Genomic DNA, 26,678 nt, shown 5'->3' with positions numbered 1-26,678 from the left:
ATGCCGGTGAAACGTTACAACCCCAAGATCGCGTGAGTAGCCGGGTGCGTACGGTAGTGGCCCATCTCACAAGGAGTGCACAGAATCGATCTCCGAGGTGTCCGAAGCCCTGGATCCGGATATTGATCGTCCTGTTGTCAGCGGTGCCCGGTACGCTCGAAAGCACGATGACAGAGGACCTCTCACCGGCCGAGCGGTATGCGGCAGCACGTAACCGTGCTGTCGAGCAGGCCACCGCGCTCGCATCCTTCCGCGAGATGTACGACTTCGGTCTCGACCCCTTCCAGATCGAGGCATGCCAGGCACTCGAATCCGGCAAGGGCGTCCTGGTGGCCGCTCCCACCGGCTCGGGCAAGACGATCGTGGGCGAGTTCGCCGTCCACCTCGCGCTCCAGCAGGGCAAGAAGTGCTTCTACACGACGCCCATCAAGGCGCTGTCGAACCAGAAGTACTCCGACCTGTGCCGCCGCTACGGCAGCGACAAGGTCGGCCTGCTCACCGGCGACAACAGCGTCAACTCCGACGCCCCGGTGGTCGTGATGACCACCGAGGTGCTGCGGAACATGCTGTACGCCGGCTCGCAGACCCTCCTCGGCCTCGGGTACGTGGTGATGGACGAGGTGCACTACCTCTCCGACCGCTTCCGGGGCGCCGTCTGGGAAGAGGTGATCATCCACCTTCCCGAGTCGGTCACCCTGGTCTCGCTCTCCGCGACCGTGTCCAACGCCGAGGAGTTCGGCGACTGGCTCGACACCGTCCGCGGCGACACCGAGGTGATCGTCTCCGAGCACCGCCCCGTGCCGCTGTTCCAGCACGTGCTCGCCGGACGGCGGATGTACGACCTGTTCGAGGAGGGCGAGGGCCACCGCAGGGCCGTCAACCCCGACCTCGCGCGCCTGGCCCGCATGGAGGCGAGCAAGCCGTCGTACCAGGACCGCCGACGCGGCCGCAACCTGCGCGAGGCCGACCGTGAGCGGGAGCGCCGGCAGCGCTCGCGGGTGTGGACGCCGGGCCGGCCGGAGGTCATCGAGCGGCTCGACGCCGAGGGGCTGTTGCCCGCCATCACCTTCATCTTCAGCCGCGCCGCCTGCGAGGCCGCCGTCCAACAGTGCCTGTACGCCGGGCTCAGGCTCAACGACGAGGACGCGCGCGCCGAGGTCCGCGCGCTCGTCGAGGAGCGCACGGCCGCGATCCCGCACGAGGACCTGCACGTCCTCGGCTACTACGAGTGGCTGGAAGGTCTGGAGCGCGGCATCGCCGCCCATCACGCGGGCATGCTGCCGACGTTCAAGGAGGTCGTCGAGGAGCTGTTCGTGCGCGGCCTGGTCAAGGCCGTGTTCGCCACCGAGACGCTGGCGCTGGGCATCAACATGCCCGCGCGGTCCGTGGTCCTGGAGAAGCTCGTCAAGTGGAACGGCGAGCAGCACGCCGACATCACCCCCGGCGAGTACACCCAGCTCACCGGGCGCGCCGGCCGGCGCGGCATCGACGTCGAGGGGCATGCCGTCGTGCTGTGGCAGCGCGCGATGAACCCCGATCACCTCGCCGGGCTCGCCGGCACGCGCACCTACCCGCTGCGCTCCAGCTTCAAGCCGTCGTACAACATGGCGGTCAACCTGGTCGAGCAGTTCGGGCGGCACCGCTCGCGCGAGCTGCTGGAGACGTCGTTCGCGCAGTTCCAGGCCGACCGGTCGGTGGTCGGGATCTCCCGGCAGGTGCAGCGCAACGAGGAGGGGCTGGAGGGCTACAAGGCCTCCATGACCTGCCACCTCGGCGACTTCGAGGAGTACGCGCGGCTGCGCCGCGACCTCAAGGACCGCGAGACCGAGCTGGCCAAGCAGGGCGCGGCCCAGCGGCGCGCCGAGGCCGCCGTGGCACTGGAGAAGCTGAAGCCGGGGGACGTCATCCACGTGCCCACCGGCAAGTACGCCGGGCTGGCGCTGGTGCTCGACCCGGGCCTGCCCGCCGGGCGCGCCAACGGCCACCGCGGCTTCGACCATCACGACGGGCCGCGGCCGCTGGTCCTCACCGCCGAGCGGCAGGTCAAGCGGCTGGCCTCGATGGACTTCCCGGTGCCGGTCGAGGCACTGGAGCGGATGCGGATCCCGAAGACGTTCAACCCGCGCTCGCCGCAGTCCCGCCGCGACCTCGCCTCCGCGCTGCGCACCAAGGCCGGGCACATCCCGCCGGAGCGGGCCCGCAAGCAGCGTTCCCAGGCCGCCGACGACCGGGAGATCGCGCGGCTGCGGACCGCCCTTCGCGCGCACCCCTGCCACGGCTGCTCCGACCGGGAGGACCACGCCCGCTGGGCCGAGCGCTACCACCGGCTGCTGCGCGACACCTCCCAGCTGGAGCGCCGCATCGAGGGACGCACCAACACGATCGCCCGTACCTTCGACCGGATCGTGGCACTGCTGACCGAGCTCGACTATCTGCGCGGCAACGAGGTCACCGAGCACGGCAAGCGGCTCGCCCGGCTGTACGGCGAGCTCGACCTGCTCGCGAGCGAATGCCTGCGCGCGGGCGTCTGGGAGGGGCTGGCCCCCGCCGAACTCGCCGCCTGTGTCTCGGCGCTCGTGTACGAGGCGCGGGTCGGCGACGACGCGATGGCGCCGAAGCTGCCCTCGGGCAAGGCGAAGGCCGCGCTGGGCGAGATGGTGCGGATCTGGGGCCGGTTGGACGCGCTGGAGGAGGACTTCCGGATCAGCCAGACGGAGGGCGTGGGGCAGCGGGAGCCCGATCTCGGGTTCGCGTGGTCGGCCTATATGTGGGCCTCGGGGAAGGGCCTCGACGAGGTGCTTCGGGAGGCGGAGATGCCGGCCGGTGACTTCGTGCGGTGGTGCAAGCAGGTGATCGATGTGCTGGGGCAGATCTCGGCGGCTTCGGCTGCGGAGGGCTCGACCGTGGCGAAGGCTGCTCGCAAGGCGGTCGATCAGTTGCTGCGCGGGGTCGTCGCCTACTCGTCGGTGGGGTGAGGCGCCTCAGCGCTCGTTCAGATAGGAGCGCCAGCTGCCGTACTCCGTGATGTCCTGCGCCTCCTTCAGCGCGCCCGGCTCGCACAGGAAGCCTGGGACCCTGCTGCCGTCCGACAACTCCACGCTGCCCAGCGTCATCGGGCGGGGAAGCGTCGTCAGCAGGCGGCCCAGGCCCTCCGCCGGGAGCCGCCAGACCTCGGCCTCGATCTGCGCGCCTCCCTCGCCCACGTGCACCAGGCCCGGCTTCGCCGGCCTCGTGCGCAGGGCGTACAGGCGGTAGAGCGGGGCCGTCGTCGTCGTGCGGTCGAATACCGCGCCCAGGGACAGGAGTTGGGGGTTCAGGGGCTGGCCCGTCAGGTGGGCGCCGACCACGGCGACGCCGGCCTGCGGTTGCAGCAGGGACGCGATGCCCGCCAGGCGTTCGTCTGTGAAGGCCGGGCCGATCAGCATGACGCCGAACGGGAGGCCGTTCACCTCGCCGGCCGGGACGGCGGCCGCCGCCAGGTCGAAGAGGTTCGTGGAGTTGGTGAAGCGGCCCAGCCGGGCGTTGGCGCCCAGCGGGTCGGCGGCGACCTCGGCGAGGGTGGGATGGCCCGGGGCGGTGGGCAGGAGCAGGGCGTCGGCGTCGGCGAGTTCGGTCAGGGCGCGGCTGCGCAGGGCCGTGAGGCGCTCGGTGTCCGTGTAGAGCCGGTGGGCCGGGATGTCGCGGGCACGGGTGATGATGCCGGCGACGGTCGGGTCGAGGCCCTCGCCGCCCTCGGCGAGCAACTTGTCGACAAAGGTGCCCACGGCGGTGTAGCGCTCGGCGACGAACGCGCCCTCGTAGAGCATCGCGGCGGCCTCGGTGAACGGGGTGAGGTCGAGGGTGCGGATCTCCGCGCCGGCTGCCCTGACCTGGGACACCGCAGCCTCGTAGGCCTCGGCCCAGCCCTCGTCCAGCTCGCCCAGCTGCGCGCGGGGCGGGACCGCGATGCGCCACGGGCCAGGGGGTCGGGCGGGGAGTGCGGGGAGGGGACGGCCGGACGGCGACGCCATATGGGCCAGGGCCCGCTCGGCCTCGGAGAGTGTGCGGGCGAACACCGTGACGCAGTCGATCGAGGCGCAGGCCGGGACGACTCCCTCCGTGGGGACCAGGCCTCGGGTGGGCTTGAGACCGACGATGCCGTTGAAGGCGGCGGGCACCCGGCCCGAACCGGCGGTGTCGGTGCCGAGGGCGAGGTCGACGATGCCGAGGGCCACCGCCACGGCCGAGCCGGAACTCGAACCGCCGCTCACCCTCGCCGGGTCGTGGGCGTTGCGGACCGCGCCGTGCGGGGAACGGGTGCCCACCAGGCCGGTCGCGAACTGGTCCAGGTTGGTCGTGCCCAGCACCAGCGCGCCGGCCGCACGCAGACGGGCCACGGCGGGGGCGTCGGCGGCGGGCTCGTAGGCGTAGGCCGGGCAGCCCGCCGTGGTGGGCAGGCCGGCCACGTCGATGTTGCCCTTGACCGCGAGCAGCCGGCCGGCGAGCGGGAGGCGCTCGCCCCGCGTCAGCCGCTCGTCGAGCGTGCGGGCCTCCGCCTCGACCTCCTGCCGCGGCCGCAGGTCGATCCAGATCTCCGGGCGGCCGACCGCCTCGATGCGGGCGTAGGCGGCGTGGACGCGGGACAGGGTGCGGGACATGCGCGTGCTCCTCGGGGTTCAGCTCGTGGCCGGGGCCAGGACGAGCAGTGCCGTCCCCGCCTCGACCTGGTCGCCGGGGCGGGCCAGGACCTGCGTCACCACGCCGTCGACCGGCGCGTGCACCCTGGACTCCATCTTCATCGCCTCCAGGGCGAGCAGCGGCTGTCCCGCCGTCACCTCGTCCCCGGGAGACACGTTCAACTGCCAGACGGACGCGGCGAATTCGGCCTCGATCAGGCGGCCGCCCGGCGGGATCGCCACCTCGGCCGAGTCAGCGGGCGGCACTGTCGCCGCGTCCGCCCGGGCGAACTCGCCGGCCGCCTCCCACGCATCCCGCTCCGCCGCGAACGCGGTCCGCTGACGGGACCTGAACTCCGCGACGGAGTCCGCGTGTTCGGCGAGGAAGGTCCGGTACTCGGCGAGCGAGAAGGAGCCCTCCTCGATGCGCGGCACAAAGCGGCCGGAGATGATGTCGGAGCGCAGCGCGAGGAGTTCGTCCGCGTCGACCGGATACCAGCGGATCCGGTCGAAGAAGCGCAGCAGCCAGGGCGAGCCCGGCTCGAACGCGCCGCGCTGCTGCCAGGGCGACCACACCTGGGTGGTCCGGCCCACGAACTGGTAGCCGCCGGGGCCCTCCATGCCGTAGACGCACAGGTACGCCCCGCCGATGCCCACCGAGTTCTCGGCCGTCCAGGTGCGCGCGGGGTTGTACTTCGTCGTCACCAGGCGGTGGCGTGGGTCGAGGGGGGTGGCGACCGGGGCGCCCAGGTAGACGTCCCCGAGACCCAGGACCAGGTACTCCGCGTCGAAGACCGTGTCGTAGACGTCGGCCACCGACTCCAGGCCGTTGACCCGGCGGATGAACTCGATGTTCCACGGGCACCAGGGGGCGTCGTCGCGGACGCCCGCCATGTAGCGGGCGATGGCCTCGCGGGTCGCCGGGTCGTCCCAGGAGAGCGGTAGGTGCACGGTGCGGGAGGGGACGACCAGCTCGTCCGAGGGCGGGAGGGCGGCCGTCATCTCCCGGACCAGCGCGAGGAGTTCGCGCTGAGTAAGGCGGCGGGGGTCCGTCTGGATCTGGAGGGAGCGGATGCCGGGGGTCAGGTCGGTCACCCCCGTCAGGTCGGCCTGCGACACCGCCTCCATCAGGGCGTGGACCCGCATCCGCAGGGCCAGGTCCAGCTGCATGGGCCCGAACTCGACCAGCAGGTTGTCGTCGCCGCTGCGCCGGTAGGTCACGTCGCCGTCGCGGGCCAGCACGCCTCCGTCGACGATCTCGGGGCGGGGCGCGCCGGTCACGTCCACCGGCCGGAAGCGGACCGTGTCGCCCGGGCGCAGCTGGCCGAGCTTCCAGCGCTCGGAGCTGAGCACGGTCGCCGGGCACACGAACCCGCCGAGCGAGGGGCCGTCCGGGCCGAGCAGCACCGGCATGTCGCCCGTGTAGTCGACGGCGCCGACGGAGTAGGGGGTGTCGTGGATGTTGGACGGGTGCAGGCCCGCCTCGCCGCCGTCGGTGCGCGCCCAGCGCGGCTTGGGCCCCACCAGGCGCACTCCCGTGCGGGCCGAGTTGAAGTGGACCTTCCAGTCGGCGGCGTAGAAGTCGCGGATGTCGTCCTCGGTGAAGAACTCCGGGGCCGCGTGCGGGCCTTCGACCGCGCCGATGTGCCAGACGGAGGTGAAGGACGGGCGGTCGCCCGCGCAGGCGCCCGCGGCGGTCGTCCCGCCGTGCAGCACGTCCCCCGTCCGCAGCGCCCGGCCGCCGTGCCCGCCGAACCGGCCCAGCGTGAACGTGCTCGCGCTGCCCAGGAAGGCGGGGACGTCCAGGCCGCCCGCGAACAGGACGTAGGTGCGCAGGCCGTGCTCGCCGGGTGCGCCGATCTCCAGCAGGGCGCCGGCCGGCACGGTCACCGACTCCCACTGCGCCACCGCCGTGCCGTCGACGGTCACCGGGGCCGGCGCGCCCGTCACGCACACCGTGGTGGCGTGGGTGAAGCGCAGGGCCGGGCCCTGGAGGGTGCACTCCAGGCCCGGGGCGCCCTCGGGGTTGCCCAGCACGCGGTTGCCGAGGCGGAAGGAACGGTCGTCCATCGGGCCGGACGGCGGCACGCCGACCTGCCAGTGGCCGGTGCGGCCGGGCCAGTCCTGCACGGTGGTGAGGGTGCCGCCGGAGACGACCTCGATGCGCGGGGTCGGGTCGTGCACCTCCGCGAGGGTCGCCGTCGAGTGGGTCGCCGTCACGAAACGGGGGTCCGCGAGCGCCGCGCGCACCAGCCCCAGGTTCGTCTCGACGCCGTCGACCCGGGTGCGGGCCAGCGCCTCGTCGAGGCGGCGCAGGGCGTGCTCCCGGTCGGGGCCGTGGGCGATCACCTTCGCGAGCATCGGGTCGTACGAGGCGCTCACCTCGGTGCCCGTCTCCACCCAGCCGTCGACGCGCACCCCGGCCGGGAACTCGACCCGGGTCAACAGGCCTGCGCCGGGCCGGTGTTCGCGGCCGGAGTCCTCCGCGTAGAGGCGTGCCTCGACGGCGTGGCCGCGGGGCGGGCCGGGGTCGGCCACGACGTCCCGCTCGCCGCGCGCCAGCCGCAGCATCCAGGCGACCAGGTCGACGCCGTAGACCTCCTCGGTGACCGGATGCTCCACCTGGAGCCGGGTGTTGACCTCCAGGAAGTAGGCCTCCTCGCGGGCCGCGTCGTAGACGAACTCGACGGTCCCGGCGGAGCGGTAGCCGACCGAGGCGCACAAGTCGCGGGCCGCGGAGGCGAGTTGTTTCCGGACGCGGTCCGGGAGCCCGGGGGCCGGCGCCTCCTCCAGGACCTTCTGGTGGCGGCGCTGGAGCGAGCAGTCGCGGTCGCCGAAGGTGACGACCCTGCCCTCGCCGTCGCCGAAGACCTGTACCTCGACGTGGCGGGCGCGCTCGACGAGCCGTTCCAGGAAGACGCCGGCGGAGGAGAAGGAGGCGGCGGCGACGCGCTGGACGCGTTCCCAGGCGTCGGCGAGTTCGCCGGGGGAGCGGCAGGCGGACATGCCGATGCCGCCGCCCCCGCCCGTTGCCTTGAGCATCACCGGATAGCCGATGAGCTGCGCCTTCTCCAGTGCCTCGGCGAGTCCCGACAGCAGGCCGGTGCCCGGCGCCAGCGGCACCCCGGCCGCTTCGGCCGCCGCCCGGGCGGTGTGCTTGGCGCCGAACAGCTCCAGCTGTGCGGGGGTCGGTCCGACGAACACGATCCCGGCGTCGGCGCAGCGGCGCGCGAAGGCCGCGTCCTCGGAGAGGAAGCCGTAGCCCGGGTGGATCGCGCCCGCGCCGGTGTCCTTGGCCGCCTTCAGGACCAGGTCGGCGTCGAGGTAGGACTCCTTCGCGGGCGCCGGGCCGAGCCGTACCGCCTCGTCGGCGAGCCGGACGTGGGGCGCCGAGCGGTCGGGGTCGGAGTACACGGCGACCGTGCGCAGGCCGAGCTCGCGGGCGGTGCGGATGATCCGGACGGCTATCTCGCCCCGGTTGGCGATCAGCAGCGTGTCGAAGGTCATGCGCCGGCCGCCTCGGTGATCGTCATCTCCACCGCCGTCGGCTCGAAGCCGTTGCACGGGTTGTTGATCTGGGGACAGTTGGAGACCAGCACGAGGACGTCGCGTTCGGCGCGGAGCGTGAGGGCGAGGCCCGGTGCGGACAGACCGTCGACGATGCCGAGGGCGCCGTCCTGCTCGACGGGCACGTTCATGTACCAGTTGACGTTGGAGACCAGGTCCCGCTTGCCGAGGCCGTGCTTCGCGCCCTCGGCCAGGAAGTTGTCCACGCACGCGTGCTGCGCGAACGTGTGGTGGCCGTAGCGCAGGGTGTTGGACTCCTTGGAGCAGGCGCCGCCGACCGTGTCGTGGCGGCCCACGGCGTCGGCGGTCACCGTCATCAGCGGGGTGTGCTCGTTGGACATCAGCACACTGCCCGTGGTGAGGAAGATGCCGCCCTGCGCGTGGATCGTGTCCGGCGCGCTGTAGCGCACGGAGGTGTCCTGGGCGTCGTACACGAGGAAGTCGACGGCCTGGTTGCCGTGCAGGTCGGTGATGGTCAGCGTCTCGCCTGACCGGATGACGCAGGACCAGGCGGCTCGGGCCGGGACGACGGTCTTCATGCGAGCCCCCTCGCGGTGAGGAATTCGGCGGTGTTGAGGAAGGCGCGGCGGCCCTCGGGGGTGGCGTCCCACAGCGGGTCGCCCGGTCGGGTGGGCTCCGCGCGCCAGGCGAGGACCTCCAGCGGGGTGCTGACGTACTGCGGGCGGGGGTCGGCCGGGTGCGGCACGTTGGCGATCAGGACCGTCACGTCCTGTTCGGCGCGCAGGGTGACGCTGCCGCCGGGGCCCGCCGAGCCGGTGAAGTCGAGGGTTCCGTCGCCGCGGACCGCCACGCCCTGGAAGAAGGAGAGGGAGGGCGGCAGGTCGCGCGGTTCGAGGCCGTTCTTCGCGGCGGCGAGCTTGAACAGCTCCCGGCCGGCCGGGGAGGGCGAGTGCGGGGCGCCGTCGCCGTAGCGCTGGGTGTTGCGTACGAGGGTGGAGGCGCCGCACAGCGCGTCGTGCCGGCCGGAGGTGTCGGCGACGACCGATGCGAGGACCCGTCCCTGGTCGGACAGGAGCAGCACGCCCTCGCCGAGGTAGGCGTTCCACTGGACCTTGACCGTGTCGGCGACGTTCAGCCGCTCCCAGGGGCGGCCGTCCACGTACAGGAGCAGGTGGGCGCAGGCGTCGCCGCGCAGGTCGGTCAGGCGCAGCTCGGTGCCGCGGGCGAGGACCCGGTGGGTGTAGTTGCCGCCCGCGACGGTCTCGGCCCACACCAGGCGGTCCGCCGCACAGGGCGGGTCCGGCCAGTCGGCCGCCGGGACGACGGGCATGGCGTCGGCGCGGGCGCCCTCCTGGGCCCGGGCATGGGCGCGGGCTCCGTAGGTCGTCTCTGTCGCCATCGGGGACCTCCGACTGAGGGACTGACGGGATGATTTCTGTCGCCCGACAGAAATTAGGGGCGGGTCGGGTCGCCGTGGTTGCCGCCGCGTTGCCGGGTGGTTACCGGACGCTCACGAAGATCGCCGTCCGGCGTCGTGTGCGAGGATCGAACGCATGGGGACGAGCGGCGGACGTCGAGTGGGCCGGCCCCGGGCCGCGCAGCGCCCGGACAGCGGGCTCTCGCCGCGCGCCGAGCTGCTCGCGGCCGCCGCGGAGCTGTTCACCACGCGCGGCTACGCCGCCACCACGACGCGGGCCGTGGCCGAGCGCGCGGGCATGCGCCAGGCGTCCATGTACCACTACGTCGCCGGCAAGGAGGAGCTGCTCGCCGAGCTGCTGGAGTCGACCGTCACGCCCTCGCTGACATACGCCCGTGAGCTGCTCGCGGACGATGTGCGGGCCGCCGAGGACCGGCTGTGGGAGCTGTGCCGCGCCGACGTGGAGGTGCTGTGCGGCGGCTCGCACAACCTCGGCGGCCTCTATCTGCTGCCCGAGGTGCGCACCGAGCGGTTCGCCGGCTTCCATGCCGTGCGCGGCGAACTCAAGGACGCCTACCGCCAGTTGATCGCCGCGACGACCGCCGGCGGCGCGCTCGTCAAGAGTGAGCTCGATCTGCGCACCGACCTCGTCTTCGGACTCATCGAGGGCGTCATCCTCGTCCACCGGTCGGATCCCGACCGCCCCGTCTCGGAGTTCGCCCGGGCCACCGCCGACGCGGCCCTGCGCATCGCGGGCAACTGAGCGCCGTCCGACGGAACTTGAGGGCGCCTGAGGGTGCTCAAGGATGGTCGCCTCACCCGTCCCGGTGAACTGTTTCGCACACCCGTGCACCGTCACGCACCGTGTTCGAACAAATCCCCAGCGTATAAATGGGTTTGAGGCTACTCCATGTGCGGAGCCGGTTTCAGAGGGTTGCTGAATATGACGCGGCGATGATCCGGTGAGACTAAGCTCGCCCGCGGCGCACCGAGTTGAGGTGTATTCGTGCGCCTGTTCCCAAATGTTCCGAAGATGCCGACAGATCCCTACAGAGGGTGCCCACATGGTGAGTGTTCAGTCCCCACCCGGTCGCCGAGAACTTCCCTACGCGCGCGTGCTGTTGCTGCCGGCGATACTGATGGCCGCGGCGACCGGAGCCGCCGTCGCCCTGGTGGCGACGCCGGCCCGGCTCGCCGTCGGCGTCTGCGGAACCGTCGCCACCCTCCTGGTGATCGCGGCGGGAGCCGAGTCGGTGCGCCGCGGCCGGCTGCTGCGCGAGTTGCGCGCGGAGAAGGACCGGCGCATCGCGTACCTGGACGACTGCGTCGCCGGTCACGCGGAGGAGAACCGCCTCCTCGCCGAGGTGTTCGTGCCCAACGCCGTGGAGTGGCTGCGCGCCGGAAATTCCCCCAGGGAGGTGATGCGCGACCTCAGCGAGGACGACCCTTCGTTCCGTGCGCTCGACGACGCACAGCGCGCGGTGATCCGGAAGATCCTCGACATCGTCGACCACGAGGAGTCCCTGCGCGACTCCGCCCAGCGCTCCTTCGTCAGCGTCGCCCGCCGCATGCAGGCCATCGTCCACCAACAGGCCGCGGAACTACGGGAGATGGAGGAGGACCACGGCCGCAACCCCGAGGTCTTCGACGACCTGCTGCGCATCGACCACGGCACCTCGCTGATCGGCCGGCTCGCCGACTCCATCGGTGTGCTCGGCGGCGGCCGGCCCAGCCGCAACTGGCCCCAGCCGGTCCCGCTGTACAGCGTGCTGCGCGGCGCCATGTCCCGGATCCTGGAGTACCGGCGCATCCAGCTGGACTCCATCGCCAAGGTCAACATCCGCGGCCTGTCCGTCGAACCGCTCATCCACGCGCTCGCGGAACTCCTCGACAACGCCACCCGTTACTCGCCCCCGCAGGCGAAGGTGCACGTCAACGCCACCGAGGTGCAGACCGGCATCGCCATCGAGATCGAGGACGCCGGCGTCAGCCTCAGCGAGGAGTCGCGCGCCAAGGCCGAACGCATGCTGGAAATGGCCAAGAGGGGCGTCGACATCCAGGACGTCGGCGGCACCCCGCGCCTGGGCCTCGCGGTCGTCGGCCGACTGTGCACCTCCTTCAACCTGGAGGTCTCGCTGCGCAAGTCGGCGTACGGCGGCGTCCGGGTCGTCCTCATCGTGCCGAGCGAGATGCAGACCCTCGACCCCGCCCCCGGCTTCGCGCACGGCATCGGCGCCACCGCCGTACCGCAGATCGACCTGAGCCAGGTCGGCGAGGGCCCCAAGCGTCCGCCCAAGAAGCGCCGTCCCACCAACCCGCGCATCCCGGCCGGGGTCTCCCTGACCGACGACGAGGTGCCCGAGGTCACCGAGTGGACCGAGCAGGGCCTGCCGCAGCGGCGCAGCAAGACCACGATCTCCATCGTGCAGCGCTACCAGGAGGCGTACGCCGCCCAGGAAGCCGCACGCCAGGGCAAGCCGGACCTGTTCGCGCAGCCCCGCCCTGAGGCCCAGCCCGCGAAGAAGAAGCAGGAGCCCGGAGTGGCGTTCGAGGCGTTCTGGGACGGCCTGAAGAAGGTAGCTCCGCCCGGCCACCACCCGACCGACTTCACCCGTAATCCCACCGCATACCTGCACCTGATCGAAGACAAGGCCAAGCCCGAGGCCGACGACGAAGGGGACCTCACGTGATCCAGCAGCGCCAAAACTTCGACTGGCTGCTCAAGGAGCTCTACGACGGCGTTCCGGGCATCGAGATGATCGTGGTGCTCTCGGCCGACGGTCTGCGCATCGCCCGTTACGCCGGTGACCCCGACGCCGCCGACCGGGTCGCCGCCGCCTGCGCGGGCGTGCAGAGCCTGGCAGCCGCCGTCGCCCAGGAGATCCAGGCCAGCGACGGCGAGATGAACATGGTCGTCATCGACCTGAGCGGCGGCTACTTCTACCTCATGTCGGCCGGCGACAACGCCTACCTCGCGGTCCTCGCCGACGTGCGCTGCGAGGCCGGCCGGATGAGCGCCAGCATGCGCGACCTCGTCGTCCGCATCGGCGCCCACCTCACCAGCCCGCCCCGGCGCAGCGGGCAGAGCGTATGACGCCTCCGCAACGCCAACGGCGACAACCCCTGCCCGAACTGCTCCCGCCGCCCCCGCCGCCCCCACCGGCTGCGCCCCCTCCACAGGAGGGGGAGGGCGAGGGCAAGAACCCCGAACGGCTGTACATCATCACCGGCCCCGACGGCGAGCGCGCTCCCGTCGACCTGGTCACGTTAATCGTGGCGTGTGCCGAACCGCCCTCCTCGGCCACGCCGGAGCAGACGGCGGTGCTGCGGATGTGCGGCGCCCCGCTGTCGGTGGCCGAGGTGTCGGCGTATCTCGGTCTCCCGTTCAGCGTGGTGACGGTGCTGCTGACCGAGATGCTGGCGGCCGAACTCGTGCAGGCGCGCGCCCCGATCGTCCGGCAGCAGCTCCCTGACCGTTCCCTTCTCGAAGCGGTGATGAATGGACTTCAACGGCTCTGACACGATTCCCGGCCCACGGGCCGAGGACTATCTGCCGCACACCACCACGGCCGCGGCGAAGATCGTCATCGTGGGCGGCTTCGGCGTCGGCAAGACCACCATGGTCGGCTCCGTCAGCGAGATCAGGCCGCTGACCACCGAGGAGACCATGACGCAGGCGGGCATCGGCGTCGACGACAACTACGGCTCCGAGACCAAGACCGCCACCACCGTGGCCATGGACTTCGGCCGGATCCGCATCACGGAACAGGTCGTGCTCTACCTCTTCGGCACGCCCGGCCAGGAGCGCTTCTGGTTCCTGTGGAACGGGCTGTTCGAGGGCGCGCTCGGCGCGGTCGTCCTGGTCGACACCCGCCGCCTCGAGGTCAGCTTCGAGGTCATGGGACGGCTGGAGGAGGGCGGCGTGCCCTTCGTCGTCGCCGTCAACACCTTCCCCGACGGGCCCCGTTACCCCATCGAGGAGCTGCGCGGGGCCCTCGACCTGCCGCCCGAGATCCCGATCGTGGAGTGCGACGTCCGTCGCCGCGCCTCCAGCCGCGACGTCCTGATGACGCTCATGCGCTTCCTGCACAACCTGGCCCTGAGCCGCAGCCTCACCTGACACGCCACCGCACCACATCCCCCCAACACCGGATCCACCACAGTTTCGGAGCGACCCTGTGACTCCCGAACACCCCGCCCCCGCCGGTCCGCGCGATCTCGCCCTGGACCCGCCGCCCGGCTGCCCCGCGCACAACCGGGGCCCCGGCGGACTGACCCGCCTCTACGGCGCCGGCGCGGAGGACCTCAACGAACTGTACGAGCGCCTGCGCGAGGAGCACGGCCCCGTGGCGCCGGTCCTGATCCACGACGACCTGCCGATGTGGATGGTCCTCGGTCACGCCGAGAACCTGCACATGGTGCGGGCGCCCTCGCAGTTCTCCAAGGACAGCCGCATCTGGTCGCCGCTGGTGGCGGGCAAGGTCAGGCCCGACCACCCGCTCATGCCGCACATCGCCTGGCAGCCCATGGCCGCCCACGCCGAGGGCGACGAGCACAAGCGGCTGCGGGGCGCGGTCACCGCGGCCATGGCGACCATCGACGACCGCAGCGTGCGCCGCTACATCAACCGCTCCAGCCAGCGCCTGGTCAACCGCTTCTGCGAGGAGGGCCGGGCCGAACTGGTCGGCCAGTTCGTCGAACACCTGCCGATGGCCGTCATGTGCCACGTCCTCGGCATGCCCGACGAGTACAACGACCGGATGGTCCAGTGCGCCCGCGACGCGCTCAAGGGCTCCGAGACCGCCATCGCCAGCCACGAGTACGTCATGGGAGCGCTGACCCGGCTCACCGCGCGCCGCCGCGCCCGGCCCGAGGAGGACTTCACCAGTCACCTCGTCAGCCACCCGGCGAACCTCACCGACGACGAAATCCGCGAGCACCTGCGCCTGGTTCTCTTCGCCGCCTACGAGGCCACCGTCAACCTGCTCTCCAACGTGCTGCGCATGGTCCTCACCGACCCGCGGTTCCTCGCCCGGCTCAACGGCGGCCAGATGACGGTGGCGGAGGCGGTCGAGCAGTCCCTGTGGGACGAGCCCCCGTTCAGCACCGTCTTCGCCTACTTCGCCAAGCAGGACACGGAGTTGGGCGGTCAGCGCATCCGGCGGGGCGACGGCCTGTTCTTCGCGCCCGCCCCCGGCAACGTGGACCCCCGGGTGCGCCCCGACCTGTCCGCCAACATGCAGGGCAACCGCTCTCACCTCGCCTTCGGCAGCGGCCCGCACGAATGCCCCGGCCAGGACATCGGCCGCGCCATCGCCGACGTCGGAGTCGACGCGCTGCTGATGCGGCTGCCGGACATCCAACTCGACTGCGAGGAGGACGAGTTGCGGTGGACGATGTCCATCGCCTCGCGGCACCTGGTGGAACTGCCGGTCCGGTTCGGCCCGAAGGACCAGCAGGACGTCAAGCACAAGCCGAGCCACGCCCCGATCCCGCCGCAGCGCATGACGCGACCGGTGAGCACGGAACCGCAGCCCGCCCCGACGCCCGACCCGGCGCCGGCGGCCGCGCCGCAGCCCGAGCCGTCCGCCCCGCAGCCGACGCGCCCGGCCCGCAGGCCGAACGCCTGGCGGCGCTTCCTGTCCTGGTGGCGCGGCTACTGAGCGACGCCCGCCGACGTCGTGGCGGCCGGGCCGTCGAACCAACTGCCGTACGACGCCCAGGCCTCGAGCACCCGGCCACTGCGCAGCCGGTGCTCCGTCCCGGTGACCGGATCGGTGAACTCCAGCTCCCGCGCCAGCAGTTGCAGCGGGCGCCGGAAGTCGCCGGCCGGCACCGGGGCGGCCACCTCCGGATAGAGCGGATCGCCGAGGATCGGCACGCCCAACGCGGCCATGTGCACCCGGAGTTGGTGGGTCTGCCCGGTGTCGGGGACCAGCCGGTAGCGGGCGCGGCCGTCCGCGCGGTGCTCGACCGGCTCGACATGGCTGACCGCGTTCGGCTCGCCCGGCACCTCCCGGGCGGCCAGGACGCCGCGCTCCTTCACGATCCGGCTGCGCACGGTCACCGGCCACTCGCGCGAGGCGTCGTGGGGCGCGACGGCCTCGTACACCTTGCGCACCCGGCGGTCGCGGAACAGCGTCTGGTAGGCGCCGCGCTCCTCGGGGCGCACGGTGAACAGCACGAGCCCGGCGGTGAGCCGGTCGAGCCGGTGCGCGGCGCCCAGCGCGGGGATGCCCAGCTCCCGCCGCAGCCGGGCCAGCGCGGTTTCGGTGACATGGCTGCCGCGCGGTGTGGTGGCCAGGAAGTGCGGCTTGTCGACGACCACGATGTGCTCGTCGCGGTACACGATCTCCAGCGGGAACGGCACCGGCGTCTCGGCGGGCAGCTCCCGGTGGAACCACACGAACATCCCCGGCACGTACGCCGTGTCCGGCGCCACCGCCGCACCGTCGGCGCCGACGACGAGCCCGGCCGCCAGCATCCCGTCCACGACCCCGGGGCCCGCCCCGCCGAGCCGCTCCACCAGGTGCTCCCGGACGGTGGCCCAGGCGCCCTCGCCCGGCAGCCGCACCCGCACCGCGTCGATCCCGTCGCGCTGCGGCAGGGGGGAGGGCGGGGGAGGGGTGCGGCGGCGTCTCATCGGGGTCAAGCCTACGGCGACGGGAAACCCGGTTGACTCCTCGCGGCCCGTTGGCAGGATGCGGATCATGCCTTACACCGCCGACTTCGTCCTGCCCGACGGAACCCTCTCCAGCGCCCCTCAGCCCGTCCTCGGCGCCGGCGACGGGCTCCTCCTGCGCCCATGGCGGGCCGCGGACGCACCCGCCGTGTACGCGACCTTCCAGGACCCGGTGATGCACCAGTGGCACATCAGGGCCGCCGACTCCGAGGAGGAGGTCGCCGGCTGGATCGAGGAGTGGCAGAGCAGCTGGGCGGCGGAGCAGAACGTCCAGTGGGCCGTCGCCGACGCCGACTCGGACGAGGTGCTGGGGCGGGTGGCGCTGCGCGACATCCGGCTCGGCGACGGCGTGGCCCAGGTCGCGTACTGGACGACCCGGGCGGCCCGTGGCCGGGGGGTCGCCCCCCGGGCCACGACCGCCCTGGCGGCCTGGGCTCTCGACGAGGTCGGCTTCCACCGGCTGGAGCTGGCGCACGCCATCGCCAACGAGGCCTCCTGCCGCGTCGCCGCCAAGGCCGGTTTCACCCTGGAGGGCACCAAGCGCAGTGCCGCCCTCCACCAGGACGGCTGGCACGACATGCACCTGCACGCGCGCGTGCAGGGCGACTGAGCCCGCGCGGCACGCGCCCGCCGACCGCGCGGGCCCGCGTCACGCCGTCGCCCGCCTCCGGTAGGCCCGGAAGGCCACGCCGACGGCGAGCGTCGCGCCGAGGAACAGCACCGTGAACCACTGGAAGTACCAGTGGCCGCCCGCCGGGTCGTACACCGCGGCGCGCGGCCAGGCCAGGTTGACCGTCATCAGCAAGCCGTAGAGGAGGGCGAGGGCGTTCACCGGGACGCCCCAGCGGCCCAGGGAGAACAGGCGGGCGCCCGTCTCGTCCGTGCCCGTCGAGGAGAACTGTCCGCGCAGCCGGCGCACCAGCAGCGGTCCGGTGACCATCGCGTAGGCCAGGTACAGCATCACGATGCAGGTGGTGCCGATGGCGAGGAAGGCGTCCGGCGAGGCGAAGTTCAGCAGCAGCAGGGCCGCCGCGAGAACGCCGACGACCAGCGCCGGGGCGCTCGGCATGCCGGTGCGGGGGTTCACGCGCGCGAGGCGGGCGGAGAACGGGAGCTGTCCGTCGCGGGCCATGGAGAACAGCATCCGGCAGGCCGCCGTCTGGATGGCGAGCGTCGCCACCGCGATCGCGACGACCACGTCCGCCAGCAGCGCCTTGCCCACCCCGTCGCCGAGGCTGCTGGTGAGGACGTAGCTGAGCCCGTCGACCCCGAGCCGCCCGTCGGTGAGGCTGGGCGCGGCCAGCAGTCCGGCCAGCACGATCAGTCCGCCGAGCAGGCCGGCCGCGCCGAGCGCCGTCAGGATGGTGCGGGGCGCGGTACGGCGCGGGTCGCGCGTCTCCTCGCTCATCTCGCCCGCGCTGTCGAAGCCGATCATCACGTAGGCGGCCGTGAACGAGCCGACGAGCAGCGCCCCGAACAGGCCGTCCTGCGCGGCCCCTTCGGTGTGGAAGGTGATGCCGGGGTCGCGCTCGGAGTGGGTGAGCAGCAGCGCGATGATGAGCACCGCGCCGATGATCTCGGCGGTGACGCCGACCCGGTTGATCACGGACAGCACGCGGTTGTCGACGACGTTCACGAGCGTCGTCAGCACCAGCAGGATCACTCCGAGCAGCGCCGCATTGGCCGCGCCGTCCGGTGAGGTGGGCGCCGGGTCGGAGCCGATCAGCTGGAAGCCCGACCAGATCGCGGGCAGCACCATCTGCAGGGCCAGTGCGGCCGCGGCGACCACGACGACCTGCCCGATCACCATGATCCAGCCGGCGAACCAGCCGAAGGAGGGCGTCGACAGCCGCGTCGACCACTGGTAGATCGCGCCGGAGATCGGGTAGCGCGCCGCCAGCTCCGCGAAGCACGCGGCCACCAGCAACTGCCCGACCAGCACCGCCGGCCAGGCCCAGAAGAAGACCGGGCCGCCGAAGGCGTACCCGAAGGCGAAGAACTGGAAGACGGTCGTCAGGACGGAGATGAAGGAGAACCCGGCGGCGAACGAGGCGTACCGGCCCAGGCTGCGGTGCAGCTCCTGGCGGTAGCCGAACTCGGCGAGGGAGCCGTCGCCGGTGTCGGGGGAGTGCGGCGGGTCGGGGCGTACGTCGGAGGGGGTCGTTGTCGTCACGGCGGAACCTGCCTTGGGCCCAGTGGGGACGGAATTCCTGTCGGGCGACAGAAATTAGGGAGGGGCTGTTTCGTGCGCGTCACGCAGGCGTGTCGGGGGCGGGCCCAAGTCCTCACGGTCCGGAACATCACTCGAACGCGTTACATCGCGTCTATTGCCTCAATCGCAGACTCGCGATATGTTCGGCTACGGATATTCGGAAGCGAGGTGGTCGTCGTGGCGAGGAAGCGCCGCAAGCTCAGCAATCCGTTGGCGCTCGCCGTGATGACGACGCTCTGGCAGAAGCCGATGCACCCGTACGAGATCGCCCAGACCCTGCGCAGTCAGGGCAAGGACACGAGCACGAAGACGAACTACGGCTCGCTCTACACGGTCGTGCAGAACCTCGAGAAGTACGGCTTCGTCGAGGTGACCGGTGTGGAACGCCAGGGCAACCGCCCCGAGCGCACGGTCTACGGGCTCACCGAGGCCGGGCGTGAGGAGATGGCCGAGTGGCTCTCGGACCTGATCGCCATCCCCGCGAAGGAGTACCCGATCTTCGAGACGGCGCTCTCGCTGATGGCGGCGCTGCCCCCGGACGACGTGGTGCGCCTGCTGGAGACGCGGCTGAGCTCGCTGGAGGTGCAGGTGGCCAGCGGCCGGGGAGCGCTCGAGAAGCTCTACGAGACGCTGCCGAGGCTGTTCCTCGTCGAGGTCGAGTACCAGCTGCACATGGTCGAGGCGCAGGCGGAGTGGGTCGGCGGCTTCCTCGACGAGATCAGGAAGGGATCGCTGCCCGGCGTCGAGCAGTGGCGGCACTTCCACGAGACGGGGGAGTTGCCGCAAGAGCTCAGATCATGAGAAAGACCCCGGCAGGTCTGTTGCAGCAGTCCCGCCGGGGTCTCGAACCCCGAAACGGATCCGCCGTGCGGCAGAACCGGGCCATCGAGGTGCGGCACACCCAGGATAGCCCGGAGCTCTTCACGCGGATCGATCACCAGTCCGCTCACTCAGGAGAGCTGTCGTCATGAGCAGTACCAGCAGCACCCGCGCGCCCGCGGTCGAGGCGCGCCACCTCGTCAAGACCTACCCCGGCGGTGTCACCGCCCTGAACGGACTCGACGTCACCGTCGAGCCGGGCACCGTCTTCGGGCTCCTCGGCCCCAACGGCGCCGGCAAGTCCACCACCGTCAAGATCCTCACCACCCTCGCCCGCCCCGACTCCGGGACGGCCGCCGTCGCCGGGCACGACGTGCTGCGCCACCCGGACCGGGTGCGCCGCGCGATCGGCGTGGTCGCACAGAACTCCGGGGCCGACCCGGTCGCCACCGGCCGGGACAACCTCCGCCTCCAGGGCCGGCTCTACGGTGTGAAGGGCGCCGCCCTCGACCGCCGGGTCGACGAGCTGCTCGAACGCTTCACGCTCACCGAGGCGGCCCGGCGCCCGGTCAAGGGCTACTCCGGCGGCATGCGGCGCCGCCTCGACGTCGCGCTGGGGCTGGTGCACCGGCCCGAGGTGCTCTTCCTCGACGAGCCCACCACCGGCCTGGACCCCGAGGCCCGCACCGCGATGTGGGACGAGATCGGCCGTCTGGCCGGCGAGGAGGGCCTCACCATCCTGCTCACCACGCACTACCTGGAGGAGGCCGACCGGCTCGCCGAGCGCGTCGCCATCGTCGACCGCGGCCGGATCGTCGTCACGGGCGCCCCCGACTCCCTCAAGGGCGAACTCCGCGGCGACGCCGTGCACGTGGAGGTGCGCACACCCCCCGGCGAGGCGGGGCGCACGTTGCTGGACGGCGCCCTCGGCGGGCTGCCGGGCGTGCACGAAGTGCTGTGCGAAGGACGCCGGATCAGCGTCCGCGCCGACGACGGAGCGGCCGCCGTGCCCGCGCTGCTGGGCGCGTTGGAGCGGGCCGGGATCGGAGTGGCCACCGCGACCGTGGCCCGGCCGTCCCTCGACGACGTCTACCTCAGGTACGCGGGCCGCCGGTACGCGGACGCGGACGCCGGCGCCGCTCCCGTCCTCGCCGGAGGTGCGCGATGAGCACCGCCGTCGCCCAGACCTGGTACATGACGCAGCGTCAGCTCATGGTGTTCGCCCGGCAGCCCGCCTACGCGGTGATCACCCTGATCCAGCCGGTGATCTGGCTGTTCCTCTTCGGCGGCCTGTTCAAGAACGTCGTCGAGCTGGGCGGCTTCGGCACCGCCTCCTACCTCGACTACCTGGTGCCGGGCGTGGTCGTGATGAGCGCGCTGAGCGCCAACCTGTGGGCCGGCATGGGCACGTTGGAGGAGATCCAGCGCGGCACCCTGAACCGCTTCCTGACCACCCCGGCCAGCAGGGCCGCGCTGATGAACGGCAACGTCGTGCACAACGGCATCGTCACCGCCCTGCAGTCGGGCGTCATCGTGCTGCTGGGTCTGGCGGGCGGCGCGCACTACCCGGGCGGGGTCACCGGGGTCGCGGTCCTGATCGTGGCGGCCGTGCTGCTGGGCACCGTGTTCGGGGCGCTGTCCAACTCCCTGGGCATGCTGGTGCGTGAGCGGGAGTCGATCATCGGCATCAATACCTTCCTGCTGCTGCCGCTGACGTTTCTGTCCTCCGCTTTCATGGCGCCGGCCCAGATGCCGTCCTGGATGCGGCACATAGCCGACTTCAACCCGGTCGACTGGGCGATGATCGCGGGCCGTTCGGCGCTGTCCGCCGACCCCGACCGGGCAGACGTGCTCAGCCGCGGCGGGGCGCTGCTCGCGCTGGCGATGGCGGCGGTGTGGCTGTCGATCCGGACGTTCCGGTCCTACCAGCGGTCGGTGTAGCGGTCGCGGGGGCGGTGCGGAAGGCCGGGGCGGCCCGCGCCACGAGTGCGGGCCGCTTCCGCCGGGCCTCGGAGGCCGGTCGTCAGGTCGGCTGTCTGGTCGGGCGTCAGGTCGGCCGTCTGGTCGGGCGTCAGGTCACGCGGCCGGGGCCGCGCCCTCCTGCTCCGCCTCCACCCGCGCGTTCCAGTCCCGCTTCGCGGCCTGCCAGCCGTCCTCGTCGTGGCCGAGCCGCCAGTAGCCGGAGATCGACAGGTCCTCGCGCGGGATCTGCAGCTCCACGCGCAGCAGTTTGCGCAGGTCCTTCACGCAGGCGGCCTCGCCGTGCACGAACGCGTGCAGCCGGCCCTCGGGGAACTCCAGCGCCCGTACGGCCTCGACGAGCCGCTCGCCCACCGGCCGGTCGCCGCGGTGCAGCCAGACGACGTCCACGTCGGAGTCGATCTTCTGCTCCTCCTCGGGCCCCGCCACCTCGATGAAGGCGTGGGCGAGGGCGCCGGCGGGCAGCGACTCCAGGGCGGCCGCGATGGCGGGCAGGGCGCTCTCGTCGCCGGCCAGCAGATGCCAGTCGGCGGCGTGGTCCGGCGCGTAGGCGCCGCCGGGGCCCATGAAGCGGACGGTCTCGCCCGGCTGGACGCGGGCCGCCCACGGCCCGGCCAGGCCCTCGTCGCCGTGCAGCACGAAGTCCAGCGTCAGCTCGCGGTGTTCGGCGTCCCAGTCGCGCACCGTGTACGTCCGGGTCACGGGCCACTGCTCACGAGGGAATTCGGCCCGGATGCGCTCCAGGTCGAACGGCTCCGGATAGGTCACGCCGTCGGGGCCGAAGAGCAGTTTGACGTAGTGATCGGTGCAGTCGCCCGCTGCGAACTCGGCCAGACCGACCCCGCCGAGCACGACGCGCTGCATGTGCGGGGTGAGCCGTTCGGTGCGGACGACCTGCGCGGAGTGGGGCTTCCGTGGCCTGCGTGCCGGACGTTCTGCCATGACGGCCTCCCATGTCTCTGCCCATGACACCATGGTTAGGTTTACCTAAGTTAGCATCTCTTCCCGGGCGATGCCCCCACCGTGCCTATGCGCGCTGAGTGTTCAGTGTCGTCAGCAGTCGCTGGAGTGACCCCCCAAGCCCCCAGCGCCCTGCCAGTGCCTCAAGTGTCGCCCCGTCCCGAGGCGTATGCGGAAGCGCCGTGTCCACGTCCGGAAGCGGCACGTCGTCGGCCACCTTGACGACCTTCGGCGCGACGGCGACGTACGGCCGCGCCTCGTCCAGCCGTTTGCGCTGCGAGGGCGTGAGCTTCGCCCTCGGGTCGTCCACCGCCGCCATGATCCCCGCCAGGTCGCCGAACTCGGCCAGCAGCTTGGCCGCCGTCTTCTCGCCGATGCCCGCCACCCCCGGCAGACCGTCGCTCGGGTCGCCGCGCAGCAGCGCCAGATCCGCGTACCCGCGCCCGTCGACGCCGTACTTCTCGCGCAGCCACGCCTCGTCCGTCAGCTGCAGCGTGCCGACGCCCTTCAGCGGGTACAGCACGCGCACCCCGCGCGCGTCGTCCACCAGCTGGTACAGGTCGCGGTCGCCGGTGACGATGTCGACCGGGCCCTTCGCGCGGCCGGTGAACGTGCCGATCACGTCGTCCGCCTCGTAGCCGGCGACGCCCACGCGTGCGATGCCCAGCGCGTCCAGCACCGCCTCGATGATCGGCACCTGCGGCGACAGCGTGTCCGGCACCTCCTCCTCGTCCGGTCCGACCGCGTGCTCCTCGGCGACACGGTGCGCCTTGTAGGTGGGGATCAGCTCGACCCGCCACTGAGGGCGCCAGTCGGCGTCCATACAGGCCACCAGCTCGTCCGGCCGGTGGTCCTTGACCAGCCGGTCGATGAAGTCCAGCAGTCCGCGCACGGCGTTCACCGGAGTGCCGTCCGGCGCCCTCACGGAGTCGGGGACGCCGAAGTAGGCGCGGAAGTAGAGCGAGGCGGTGTCGAGGAGCATCAGTCGTCCGGTCACGCCTCGCATCATGCCGCACGGGTGCCCCGGTGACCGGCGGGTATTCACTCCCGTGGCAGGAGCGAACCTCCCGCCGAACCCCTTCCGCGCCGCCTGTGAACTGAACCACTCGCACGTTTGCGCATGTCGGGCCCGGGCAGGCGCGGCCTCGGAGCGGTGTCGGTTGCGCCTTCAACGGTTTGCTGTTGCCGAGTACTCCCGTTTCTGTCCCCCATCGAGAGGTACGCGTGTCATCCAGGCTTGAAGCCGAGCAGCTGTACAAGGTGTTCGGCAGACGACCGGAACAGGCAGTCGAACGGCTGCGCGCCGGAGCAGACCGGGAGGAGCTGCGCGCCGACGGCGCCACGGCCGCCGTCGTCGACGCCTCCTTCACCGTGGAACCCGGCCAGATCTTCGTCGTCATGGGCCTGTCCGGCTCTGGGAAGTCCACCCTGCTGCGCATGCTGAACGGACTGCTGGAACCGACCGCCGGACGCGTCCTCTTCGACGGCCAGGACCTCACCGCGCTCACCGACCGCGACCTGCGCGCGGTGCGGGCGAAGAAGATCAGCATGGTCTTCCAGCACTTCGCGCTCTTCCCGCACCGCAGCGTCCTCGACAACGCCGCCTACGGGCTCGCCGTCCAGGGCGTCCCCCGCCGCGAGCGCGAGCAGCGGGCCGCGGAGGCGCTGCGGCTGTGCGGTCTGGAAGGCTGGGAGAAGTCCTGGCCGGACGAGCTGTCCGGCGGCATGCAGCAGCGCGTGGGCCTGGCCCGCGCCCTCGCCACCGACGCCGACCTGCTCCTGATGGACGAGTCCTTCAGCGCGCTGGACCCGCTGATCCGCCGCGACATGCAGGACCAGCTCCTCACGCTCCAGCAGACCCTGAAGAAGACGATCGTCTTCATCACCCACGACCTCAACGAGGCCATGCGCCTGGGCGACCGCATCGCCGTCATGCGCGACGGCCGCATCGTGCAGACCGGCACGGCGGAGGACATCCTGATCCGCCCGGCCGGCGACTACGTCGCCTCCTTCATCCAGGACGTCGACCGCTCCCGCGTGCTGACCGCCTCCGCCGTCATGGACACCGCCGTGCGCGGCGACGAGGCCGACTGCGGCTGCGAGACCGCCACCCCCGACACCCCGTTCACCGCGCTCTGCGCGCTCAGCGCCCGTCTGACCCACCCGGTCGCCGTCCTCGACGGAAAACGCACACTCGTGGGCGTCGTACCGAGACAGCGCCTCGTGCGCTTCCTCGGCGACGAGCAGGGCGCGCCGATCGTCTGCGACGGTCCGCGCGACAGCGGGAAGAAGGTGACCGCCCATGCCTAGGCTGCACCTCGGCGACTGGGTCGACTCCGGCGTCGACTGGCTGGTCACCCACATGTCCTGGCTCTTCGACGCGATCAAGACGATCGTCGAAGGCATGTACGACGGCCTCGACGCCGTCCTCACCGCCCCCGCGCCGCTGCTCCTCGCGGGCATCCTCGCCGTGCTCGCCTGGTGGCTGCGGGGCCTCGTCGCGGGCGTCCTCGCCTTCGCCGGGTTCGCGCTCATCGACTCCCTCGCCCTGTGGGAAGAGGCGATGTCGACGCTGTCCCTGGTGCTCGTGGCCACGGTGATCGCCCTGGTGATCTCCGTCCCGCTGGGTATCTGGGCCGCCCGCTCCAAGGCCGTCAGCGCGACCCTGCGGCCCGTCCTGGACCTGCTCCAGACGATGCCGTCGATGGTTCTGCTCATCCCCGCGATCCTGTTCTTCGGCATGGGCGTCCCCGCGGGCGTCATCGCCACCCTGATCTTCGCGCTCGCCCCGGGCGTGCGCATGACCGAGCTCGGCATCCGCCAGGTCGACGCCGAACTCGTCGAAGCCGCCGAGGCGTTCGGCACGACCCCGCGCGACACGCTGCTGCGCGTCCAGCTGCCGCTCGCCCTGCCGACGATCATGGCGGGCGTCAACCAGGTCATCATGCTGGGCCTGTCGATGGTCGTCATCGCCGGCATGGTCGGCACCGGCGGCCTCGGCGGCGCCGTCAACGAGGCCATCGGCCAGCTCGACATCGGGCTCGGCTTCGAGGCGGGCCTCGGCATCGTCGTCCTCGCCATCTTCCTGGACCGGATGACCGGCGCCCTCGGCACCCGGATCTCCCCGCTCGGCCGCCGCGCCGCCGCCAAGGCCCGCAGCACGGTGTGGACGTACCGTCCGCGCCCGGCCGTGGCCGTGGTCGGCGTGGTCGTCCTCGCCCTGGTCGCCGGCGGCATGGGCGTCTTCGGCTCCTCCTCCGGCACCGCCGAGGCCTCCGCGTCGGACGTCGGCAAGGGGAAGGAGATCAAGATCGGCTACATCCCGTGGGACGAGGGCATCGCCTCCACCTACCTCTGGAAGGAACTCCTGGAGGAACGCGGCTTCAAGGTGGACACCACCCAGTACGCGGCCGGCCCCCTCTACACCGGCGTCGCCACCGGCCAGATCGACTTCCAGACCGACGCCTGGCTGCCCACCACCCACGCCGAGTACTGGAAGAAGTACGGCGACCGCCTCGACGACCTCGGCTCCTGGTACGGCCCCACCTCCCTGGAGCTCTCCGTCCCCTCGTACATGACGGACGTGAACTCCCTCGCGGACCTGAAGGCCCACGCCTCCGAGTTCGGCGGCAAGATCACCGGCATCGAGCCCAGCGCCGGAATGATGGGCCTGCTCAAGGACAAGGTCCTCGGGGAGTACGGCCTCGACGACGCCTACACGGTCGTCGACGGCTCCACCCCGGCGATGCTCGCCGAACTCAAGCGCGCCTACGCCGCCAAGAAGCCGATCGCGGTCACGCTCTGGTCGCCGCACTGGGCGTACAGCGACTACGACCTCAAGAAGCTCGACGACCCCAAGGGCGCCTGGGGCAAGGGGGACGGCGTGCACACCCTCGCCCGCCAGGGCTTCGCCGACGACAACCCCGAGGTCGGCGCCTGGCTGAAGAACTTCAAGATGACCGAGGCCCAGCTCACCGGTCTGGAGGCGCAGATCCAGAAGGCCGGCAAGGGCAAGGAGCAGGAAGCGGTCCGGACCTGGCTGAAGGAGAACCCCACTCTGGTCGAGAAGTGGGTACCGGTCGCCGATTCGGGGCAGAAGAGCCGGGCGGCCCGGTGACCTGACAGCACCGCGGCCGTCCGACCACGGGCGGGCACCGACGTACGGCCTCCACGGCCTGCGACGGGGCCCGCCCCTCGTCCCGTTCCCCCCGCCCGCCCACGGCAAGGATCCGGCCAACCACAGAGAGCTAAGCCCATCCTGGGGCCGAGGGTGCAGGGGGGCCGGGGACGAGCGGGAACACCCGAGGCCGTTCGCGCATTGAACCGGAAAGCCGGAGGACGGCCCGCCGCCCCGAGGATCCGGCGTGTGATCATCTGGCGCGATCTGTGAGGTCTGGCGTCACCCCATGTGTCCTCGATGTGACG

The 26,678-nt window shown here is 71.9% G+C and carries 21 protein-coding genes; 13 read left to right on the top strand and 8 right to left on the bottom strand.

Annotated features, from left to right (window positions below; translation table 11 throughout):
- Positions 1 to 122 precede the first annotated feature (122 nt).
- Positions 123 to 2,975, top strand: coding sequence for a DEAD/DEAH box helicase (locus ACIBAF_RS04890; RefSeq protein WP_399461685.1), 2,853 nt, complete (start codon positions 123 to 125; stop codon positions 2,973 to 2,975).
- A gap of 6 nt (positions 2,976 to 2,981) precedes the next feature.
- On the opposite strand, the gene atzF is transcribed toward ACIBAF_RS04890, so the two are convergent.
- From atzF to ACIBAF_RS04870, 4 genes are read right to left on the bottom strand one after another with little or no spacing between them, the layout of a single operon-like run.
- The gene (atzF, locus tag ACIBAF_RS04885; RefSeq protein WP_399461684.1) at positions 2,982 to 4,637 is read right to left on the bottom strand and encodes an allophanate hydrolase; all 1,656 of its coding nucleotides are present in this window, start codon (positions 4,635 to 4,637) and stop codon (positions 2,982 to 2,984) included.
- Positions 4,638 to 4,655: 18 nt separating this feature from the next.
- Positions 4,656 to 8,162: a 5-oxoprolinase/urea amidolyase family protein gene (locus ACIBAF_RS04880; protein WP_399461683.1), complete on the bottom strand. Its 3,507-nt coding sequence runs from the start codon at positions 8,160 to 8,162 to the stop codon at positions 4,656 to 4,658.
- Positions 8,159 to 8,761 (bottom strand): urea amidolyase associated protein UAAP2, encoded by a 603-nt coding sequence (locus ACIBAF_RS04875; protein ID WP_399461682.1) that lies wholly within the window; start codon positions 8,759 to 8,761, stop codon positions 8,159 to 8,161. The genes ACIBAF_RS04880 and ACIBAF_RS04875 overlap by 4 nt, the downstream gene beginning before the upstream one ends.
- Positions 8,758 to 9,582 carry an urea amidolyase associated protein UAAP1 gene (locus ACIBAF_RS04870; protein ID WP_399461681.1) on the bottom strand — a complete coding sequence of 275 codons (825 nt, stop codon included), beginning with the start codon at positions 9,580 to 9,582 and terminating at the stop codon, positions 8,758 to 8,760. The genes ACIBAF_RS04875 and ACIBAF_RS04870 overlap by 4 nt, the downstream gene beginning before the upstream one ends.
- 154 nt (positions 9,583 to 9,736) lie before the next feature.
- Between ACIBAF_RS04870 and ACIBAF_RS04865 the strand changes: the two genes are divergently transcribed.
- The 6 genes from ACIBAF_RS04865 to ACIBAF_RS04840 all read left to right on the top strand — a co-directional run bounded on the left by ACIBAF_RS04865 (position 9,737) and on the right by ACIBAF_RS04840 (position 15,263).
- Entirely contained in the window at positions 9,737 to 10,363 is a 627-nt protein-coding gene (locus tag ACIBAF_RS04865; protein WP_399461680.1) for a TetR/AcrR family transcriptional regulator, read from the top strand.
- Positions 10,364 to 10,715: 352 nt separating this feature from the next.
- Positions 10,716 to 12,290, top strand: a complete 1,575-nt coding sequence (locus tag ACIBAF_RS04860) for a sensor histidine kinase (protein ID WP_399461679.1) — start codon at positions 10,716 to 10,718, stop codon at positions 12,288 to 12,290.
- Positions 12,287 to 12,694 (top strand): roadblock/LC7 domain-containing protein, encoded by a 408-nt coding sequence (locus ACIBAF_RS04855; protein WP_399461678.1) that lies wholly within the window; start codon positions 12,287 to 12,289, stop codon positions 12,692 to 12,694. Before ACIBAF_RS04860 ends, ACIBAF_RS04855 begins: the two co-directional genes overlap by 4 nt.
- Complete coding sequence (locus ACIBAF_RS04850; RefSeq protein ID WP_399461677.1) at positions 12,691 to 13,119, top strand: DUF742 domain-containing protein; 429 nt, start codon at positions 12,691 to 12,693, stop codon at positions 13,117 to 13,119. Before ACIBAF_RS04855 ends, ACIBAF_RS04850 begins: the two co-directional genes overlap by 4 nt.
- Positions 13,100 to 13,720 (top strand): ATP/GTP-binding protein, encoded by a 621-nt coding sequence (locus tag ACIBAF_RS04845; RefSeq protein ID WP_319673936.1) that lies wholly within the window; start codon positions 13,100 to 13,102, stop codon positions 13,718 to 13,720. The genes ACIBAF_RS04850 and ACIBAF_RS04845 overlap by 20 nt, the downstream gene beginning before the upstream one ends.
- 58 nt (positions 13,721 to 13,778) lie before the next feature.
- Positions 13,779 to 15,263 (top strand): cytochrome P450, encoded by a 1,485-nt coding sequence (locus ACIBAF_RS04840; RefSeq protein ID WP_399461676.1) that lies wholly within the window; start codon positions 13,779 to 13,781, stop codon positions 15,261 to 15,263.
- Here ACIBAF_RS04840 and ACIBAF_RS04835 read toward each other — a convergent pair.
- The gene (locus tag ACIBAF_RS04835) at positions 15,257 to 16,243 is read right to left on the bottom strand and encodes an RluA family pseudouridine synthase (protein ID WP_399461675.1); all 987 of its coding nucleotides are present in this window, start codon (positions 16,241 to 16,243) and stop codon (positions 15,257 to 15,259) included. The genes ACIBAF_RS04840 and ACIBAF_RS04835 overlap by 7 nt on opposite strands.
- A gap of 67 nt (positions 16,244 to 16,310) precedes the next feature.
- On the opposite strand from ACIBAF_RS04835, the gene ACIBAF_RS04830 reads away from it, so the two are divergent.
- The gene (locus ACIBAF_RS04830) at positions 16,311 to 16,892 is read left to right on the top strand and encodes a GNAT family N-acetyltransferase (protein WP_399461674.1); all 582 of its coding nucleotides are present in this window, start codon (positions 16,311 to 16,313) and stop codon (positions 16,890 to 16,892) included.
- A gap of 39 nt (positions 16,893 to 16,931) precedes the next feature.
- On the opposite strand, the gene ACIBAF_RS04825 is transcribed toward ACIBAF_RS04830, so the two are convergent.
- A complete protein-coding gene (locus tag ACIBAF_RS04825) occupies positions 16,932 to 18,455 on the bottom strand; it encodes an amino acid permease (protein ID WP_399461673.1) in 1,524 nt (507 codons plus the stop codon).
- A gap of 216 nt (positions 18,456 to 18,671) precedes the next feature.
- Between ACIBAF_RS04825 and ACIBAF_RS04820 the strand changes: the two genes are divergently transcribed.
- From ACIBAF_RS04820 to ACIBAF_RS04810, 3 genes are all read left to right on the top strand, one after another.
- A complete protein-coding gene (locus tag ACIBAF_RS04820; protein ID WP_399461672.1) occupies positions 18,672 to 19,295 on the top strand; it encodes a PadR family transcriptional regulator in 624 nt (207 codons plus the stop codon).
- Positions 19,296 to 19,461: 166 nt separating this feature from the next.
- Positions 19,462 to 20,481 carry an ATP-binding cassette domain-containing protein gene (locus ACIBAF_RS04815; protein ID WP_399461671.1) on the top strand — a complete coding sequence of 340 codons (1,020 nt, stop codon included), beginning with the start codon at positions 19,462 to 19,464 and terminating at the stop codon, positions 20,479 to 20,481.
- Positions 20,478 to 21,254, top strand: a complete 777-nt coding sequence (locus ACIBAF_RS04810; protein WP_399461670.1) for an ABC transporter permease — start codon at positions 20,478 to 20,480, stop codon at positions 21,252 to 21,254. The genes ACIBAF_RS04815 and ACIBAF_RS04810 overlap by 4 nt, the downstream gene beginning before the upstream one ends.
- Positions 21,255 to 21,389: 135 nt before the next feature.
- Here the strand turns inward: ACIBAF_RS04810 and ACIBAF_RS04805 are convergent, their stop codons facing one another.
- Together ACIBAF_RS04805 and ACIBAF_RS04800 are read right to left on the bottom strand one after the other, a co-directional pair.
- A complete protein-coding gene (locus ACIBAF_RS04805; protein ID WP_399461669.1) occupies positions 21,390 to 22,235 on the bottom strand; it encodes a siderophore-interacting protein in 846 nt (281 codons plus the stop codon).
- Positions 22,236 to 22,320: 85 nt separating this feature from the next.
- A complete protein-coding gene (locus ACIBAF_RS04800) occupies positions 22,321 to 23,259 on the bottom strand; it encodes a 5'-3' exonuclease H3TH domain-containing protein (RefSeq protein WP_399461851.1) in 939 nt (312 codons plus the stop codon).
- A gap of 218 nt (positions 23,260 to 23,477) precedes the next feature.
- Between ACIBAF_RS04800 and ACIBAF_RS04795 the strand changes: the two genes are divergently transcribed.
- Both ACIBAF_RS04795 and ACIBAF_RS04790 read left to right on the top strand, forming a co-directional pair.
- The gene (locus ACIBAF_RS04795; protein WP_399461668.1) at positions 23,478 to 24,563 is read left to right on the top strand and encodes a glycine betaine/L-proline ABC transporter ATP-binding protein; all 1,086 of its coding nucleotides are present in this window, start codon (positions 23,478 to 23,480) and stop codon (positions 24,561 to 24,563) included.
- Positions 24,556 to 26,370 (top strand): ABC transporter permease/substrate binding protein, encoded by a 1,815-nt coding sequence (locus ACIBAF_RS04790; RefSeq protein ID WP_399461667.1) that lies wholly within the window; start codon positions 24,556 to 24,558, stop codon positions 26,368 to 26,370. Before ACIBAF_RS04795 ends, ACIBAF_RS04790 begins: the two co-directional genes overlap by 8 nt.
- The last annotated feature ends 308 nt before the right edge of the window (positions 26,371 to 26,678 follow it).

Source organism: Streptomyces sp. NPDC051677 (assembly GCF_044453465.1).
Taxonomy (GTDB): Bacteria; Actinomycetota; Actinomycetes; order Streptomycetales; family Streptomycetaceae; genus Streptomyces.
This window is presented reverse-complemented; position numbering and strand designations above follow the sequence as displayed.

What these genes read in the sequence shown, in the direction of transcription:
- atzF (WP_399461684.1), bottom strand. Translation starts at nt 4,637, where the DNA reads ATGTCCCGCACCCTGTCCCGCGTCCACGCCGCCTACGCCCGCATCGAG.
- ACIBAF_RS04880 (WP_399461683.1), bottom strand. Translation starts at nt 8,162, where the DNA reads ATGACCTTCGACACGCTGCTGATCGCCAACCGGGGCGAGATAGCCGTC.
- ACIBAF_RS04875 (WP_399461682.1), bottom strand. Translation starts at nt 8,761, where the DNA reads ATGAAGACCGTCGTCCCGGCCCGAGCCGCCTGGTCCTGCGTCATCCGG.
- ACIBAF_RS04870 (WP_399461681.1), bottom strand. Translation starts at nt 9,582, where the DNA reads ATGGCGACAGAGACGACCTACGGAGCCCGCGCCCATGCCCGGGCCCAG.
- ACIBAF_RS04865 (WP_399461680.1), top strand. Translation starts at nt 9,737, where the DNA reads ATGGGGACGAGCGGCGGACGTCGAGTGGGCCGGCCCCGGGCCGCGCAG.
- ACIBAF_RS04850 (WP_399461677.1), top strand. Translation starts at nt 12,691, where the DNA reads ATGACGCCTCCGCAACGCCAACGGCGACAACCCCTGCCCGAACTGCTC.
- ACIBAF_RS04845 (WP_319673936.1), top strand. Translation starts at nt 13,100, where the DNA reads ATGGACTTCAACGGCTCTGACACGATTCCCGGCCCACGGGCCGAGGAC.
- ACIBAF_RS04835 (WP_399461675.1), bottom strand. Translation starts at nt 16,243, where the DNA reads ATGAGACGCCGCCGCACCCCTCCCCCGCCCTCCCCCCTGCCGCAGCGC.
- ACIBAF_RS04830 (WP_399461674.1), top strand. Translation starts at nt 16,311, where the DNA reads ATGCCTTACACCGCCGACTTCGTCCTGCCCGACGGAACCCTCTCCAGC.
- ACIBAF_RS04815 (WP_399461671.1), top strand. Translation starts at nt 19,462, where the DNA reads ATGAGCAGTACCAGCAGCACCCGCGCGCCCGCGGTCGAGGCGCGCCAC.
- ACIBAF_RS04810 (WP_399461670.1), top strand. Translation starts at nt 20,478, where the DNA reads ATGAGCACCGCCGTCGCCCAGACCTGGTACATGACGCAGCGTCAGCTC.
- ACIBAF_RS04805 (WP_399461669.1), bottom strand. Translation starts at nt 22,235, where the DNA reads ATGGCAGAACGTCCGGCACGCAGGCCACGGAAGCCCCACTCCGCGCAG.
- ACIBAF_RS04800 (WP_399461851.1), bottom strand. Translation starts at nt 23,259, where the DNA reads ATGCGAGGCGTGACCGGACGACTGATGCTCCTCGACACCGCCTCGCTC.
- ACIBAF_RS04790 (WP_399461667.1), top strand. Translation starts at nt 24,556, where the DNA reads ATGCCTAGGCTGCACCTCGGCGACTGGGTCGACTCCGGCGTCGACTGG.